This is a genomic window from Bradyrhizobium sp., from assembly GCF_019244115.1.
In the GTDB taxonomy this organism is placed as follows: domain Bacteria; phylum Pseudomonadota; class Alphaproteobacteria; order Rhizobiales; family Xanthobacteraceae; genus Bradyrhizobium.
Map to the genome: position 1 here is coordinate 1 of NZ_JAFATE010000142.1, position 4,278 is coordinate 4,278.

General features: G+C 64.0%; 4 protein-coding genes. 1 reads left to right on the top strand and 3 read right to left on the bottom strand.

The genetic code is table 11. The features are described from left to right. On the top strand, window positions 1-166 hold a 166-nt coding region (locus JOZ76_RS06420; protein WP_366938544.1), incomplete at its 5' end, for a glutathione S-transferase family protein. A 201-nt stretch (window positions 167-367) separates the two neighbouring features. On the opposite strand, the gene JOZ76_RS06425 is transcribed toward JOZ76_RS06420, so the two are convergent. From JOZ76_RS06425 to JOZ76_RS06435, 3 genes are all read right to left on the bottom strand, one after another. Further along, window positions 368-2,590: a 3-hydroxyacyl-CoA dehydrogenase NAD-binding domain-containing protein gene (locus JOZ76_RS06425; protein WP_291697789.1), complete on the bottom strand. Its 2,223-nt coding sequence runs from the start codon at window positions 2,588-2,590 to the stop codon at window positions 368-370. A 138-nt stretch (window positions 2,591-2,728) separates the two neighbouring features. Beyond that, window positions 2,729-3,937, bottom strand: coding sequence for an acetyl-CoA C-acetyltransferase (locus JOZ76_RS06430; RefSeq protein ID WP_291697790.1), 1,209 nt, complete (start codon window positions 3,935-3,937; stop codon window positions 2,729-2,731). A gap of 68 nt (window positions 3,938-4,005) precedes the next feature. Beyond that, window positions 4,006-4,278 (bottom strand): acyl-CoA dehydrogenase C-terminal domain-containing protein (locus JOZ76_RS06435; protein WP_291697791.1); only part of this gene is annotated, 273 nt, incomplete at its 5' end.

Genomic DNA, 4,278 nt, shown 5'->3' on the forward strand with positions numbered 1-4,278 from the left:
TTTCACGGTTGCCGACGGCTATCTGTTCGTGATGCTGTCATGGGCGGACCGCATGAACTTCGACCTCTCGGGGCTGCCGAACCTCGTCGCCTACAAAGCCCGCATCGCCGCGCGGCCCAATGTGCAGGCGGCGCTGAAGATGGAAGGGCTGCTCAAGGCAGCGTGAGTGGCACAACGCTTTCCAAGCACACCGATGTCGCCCCGGCGAAAGCCGGGGCCCATCACCACAGGCAGCGGTCGTTACCCGAGCTGGCGGTTACGCCGTTCTTTTCCCATACATGGATCACGCGGTATGGGTCCCGGCTCTGCGCTCGCGCGGGCAGCGCTACGCGCTGCCCCGCTCGCTTGGCCGGGACGACACTGAATCCTATGCCGCAGCCGCCACAAGTTTCTTCGGCGGGAAGCGGCCGTAAAAAGTCTCGCCCTTCGCGGCCATCTCTTCGAGCAGCTTTGGCGGGGTGAAGCGCGAGCCGTATTTGGCTTCGAGCTTGTGGCACAGCTCGACGAACTTCTTCGTGCCCATGAAGTCGATATAGGACAGCGTGCCGCCGGTGAACGGCGCGAAGCCGAAGCCGAGGATGGATCCGACATCGGCCTCGCGCGGATCGGTGATGACGTGGTCCTCCACGGTGCGCGCGGCCTCCACCGCCTGCACCACCAAAAAGCGCTGCTTCAGCTCCTCGATGTCGAGCGCGTCAGGGTCGAGGTGCTTCGGCTGCAGCGAGGACAGCTCGCCCCACAGGCTCTTCTGCCCCTTGCCCTTTTCCGGATAGTCGTAAAAGCCCTTGCCGTTCTTGCGGCCAAAACGGCCTTGCTTCTCGACCATCTCGACCATCAGCTTCTTCTGCTGCTGGTCGACGGCCTGCGCACCGAGATCGGCCTCGGTCGCCTTCATGATCTTCAGCACGAGATCGAGCGCTACTTCATCCGACAGCGACAGCGGCCCGACCGGCATGCCGGCCATCCGCGCAGTGTTCTCGATCATTGCCGGCGGCACGCCCTCCATCAGCATCTCCAGGCCTTCCGCCGTGAAGCGCAGCACGCAGCGGTTGGCGAAGAAGCCGCGGGAGTCATTGACGACGATCGGCGTCTTGCCGATCTGGCGGACATAGTCGAGCGCGGTCGCGAGCGCCACGTCGCCGGTGTTCTTGCCCAAAATGATCTCGACCAGCATCATCTTCTCGACCGGCGAGAAGAAGTGTATGCCGACGAATTTGCCCTGATCCTTGAACTCCTCGGCGAGCGAGGTGATCGGCAACGTCGAGGTATTGGACGCGAAGATCGCATCGGGTTTCAAATACTGTTGCGCCTTGGCATAGGTCTCGGCCTTGACCTTGCGATCCTCGAACACGGCTTCGATGACGAGATCGCAGTCGGCGATCGCGGCATAGTCGGATGTTGGGGTGATGCGCGCCAAAATGGCGTCGCGATCGGCCTCCTTGGCGCGGCCCTTCTTGACCATGTCGTCGATCACGCTTTTGGCGTGCGCCTTGCCCTTGTCCGCGCTCTCCTGGTCGCGGTCGATGAGCACGACCTCGAGGCCGGCGCGCGCCGAGACGTAGCCGACGCTGGCGCCCATGAAGCCGGCGCCGATCACCGCGAGCTTCTTCACCTTGGTCGGCGGCACGCTCGTGGGACGCCGCGCGCCCTTGTTCAATTCCTGCATTGACAGGAACAGCGAGCGAATCATCGCCGCCGCTTCCTTCGACCGCAGGATTTTCGCAAAGTAGCGCGACTCCACCCGGAGCGCCGTATCCATCTCGAGCAGCAGGCCTTCATAGACGCAGCTCATGATGGCGCGTGCCGCCGGATAATTGTCGTAGGTCTCGCGGCGGTAGATCGCGTTGCCGGCCGGAAACATCATCATGCCGTTCTTGGAGAAGACCGGCCCGCCCGGTAGCTTGAAACCTTTCTCGTCCCAGGGTGCCACGGCCTTGCCGCCGCCCTTGATCCAGTCCTTTGCCGTCTTGATCAGGTCGGCGGCCGGGACGACGGTGTCGACCAGCTTCAGCGCCTTCGCGCGGTTAAGGTCAACCGCTTCGCCCTTTAGCAGCAGCGTCATCGCCTCCTGCGGCGGCACGATGCGCGGCACGCGCTGTGTGCCGCCAGCGCCGGGAAACAGGCCGACCTTCACTTCGGGCAGACCGAGCCTGGTTTTTGGATTTTCCGCGGCGACGCGGTGGTGGCAGGACAGCGTGAGCTCAAACGCGCCGCCGAGCGCGAGCCCGTTGATCGCGGCGACCCACGGCTTGCCCGAGGTCTCGATAGCGCGGAAGGTCAGCGAGGATTTGCGGCTCTCGTCGAACACGAACTGGTTGGCGATGACCTCGCCCTTTTCCTTCAACAGCTCGGCGTAGCGGCGGTTCATACCCTCCAGCATGGACAGGTCCGCGCCGGCGGAAAACGCCTCCTTACCTGAGGTGACGACCACGCCCTTGACCGCCGGATCGGCGGTGGTCTGCTTCACGATCTCATTGAGCTCGGTGATCGTGGTCTCGTCCAGCACGTTCATCGAGCGGCCGGGAATGTCCCAGGTGACGAGCGCAATGCCGTCAGCGTCGGTCTCTAGCTTGAAGTTCTTGAAGGCCATGTGGTGCTCCCTCGATGCCGGCTGCCGATCAGGCGCGGCGGGTTGTCCGAATTTCGTAGGGTGGGTTAGCGAAGCGTAACCCACCTCTTTCTTTCCCGGGGCATGGTGGGTTACGCCTTTGGCTAACCCACCTACGCGTCACACCCGCTCGATGATCGTCGCGGTGCCCATGCCGCCGCCGATGCACAAGGTCACCAGCGCCGTCGATTTGTCGGTGCGCTCGAGTTCGTCGAGCACGGTGCCGAGAATCATCGCGCCGGTGGCCCCGAGCGGATGGCCGAGCGCGATCGCCCCGCCATTGACGTTGATCTTGGCGTTGTCGATGTCAAAAGCCTGGATGTAGCGCAGCACCACCGAGGCGAACGCCTCGTTGAGCTCGAACAGGTCGATGTCGGACGTCTTCATGCCCGACCGTTCGAACAGCTTTTTGGTCACGTCGACCGGCCCGGTCAGCATCATCGCCGGCTCCGAGCCGATATTGGCAAAGGCGCGGATCTTTGCGCGCGGCTTCAGACCATGTTTCGCGCCCGCCTCCTTGCTGCCCAGCAAGACCGCGCCGGCGCCGTCGACAATGCCCGACGAGTTGCCGGCGTGATGCACGTAGTTGATGCGCTCGACTTCCGGATGCGACTGGATCGCGACCGCATCAAAACCGCCCATCTGCGCGACCGCCGCGAACGACGGCTGCAATTGCGCCAGCGACTGCATCGTGGTCGTCGGCCGCATATGTTCGTCCCTGGCCAGAATTGTCAGGCCATTGACGTCCTTGACCGGCACAACGGACTTGTTGAAACGGCCCTCTTCCCAGGATTTGCCCGCGCGCTGCTGGCTCTGCACCGCATAGGCATCGACGTCGTCGCGCGAAAAACCGTATTTGGTCGCGATCAGGTCGGCAGAGACGCCCTGCGGCATGAAATAGGCCGGCACCGCCATCGACGGATCCATCGGCCAGGCGCCGCCGGAGGCGCCGATGCCGACGCGGCTCATGGATTCGGCGCCGCCGCCGATCACGAGCTGATGCTGGCCGCTCATGATCTGGGCCGCCGCGAAATTCACCGCATCGAGGCCCGAGGCGCAGAACCGGCTGATCTGCACGCCAGGCACGGACTCGCCGAGCCCCGCCTTGAGCGCCGCGAAACGCGCGATGTCGGAACCGGCCTCGCCGACCGGATCGACAACGCCGAGCACGACGTCGTCGACGCTGCCTTCGGGCAGATTGTTGCGCTCCTTCAGCGCCTGCAGCGGCACGGTGGCGAGATTGAGCGCCGTGACCTCGTGCAGTGCGCCGTCGGCCTTGCCGCGGCCGCGCGGCGTGCGAACGTGATCGTAAATAAATGCCTCAGGCATGACGCCCTCCTGATATGATTGTCATCATTTATAGCAGAGTTTTGCCGATGTCGCGCGCCGCGCTTCGCTCAGAACGCCTCCGCCGCCAATTCCATCGTCGTGGCGCAGCCGGTCTGGATGCGCGCCAGATGCAGCGCGGTTTCCGGCAGCATCCGCTCCATGAAGAAGCGGCCGGTCACGAGCTTGGTCGACAGATATGGCGTCGTGCCGGACTGCGCAATCTTGTCCAACGCCACCTTCGCCATCCTCGCCCACATGTAACCGAGCGCGACGAACCCGAACAGCTGCAGGTAGTCGGTGGCGGCCGCGCCGGCATTGTCGGGCTTGGCGAGCGCATTCTG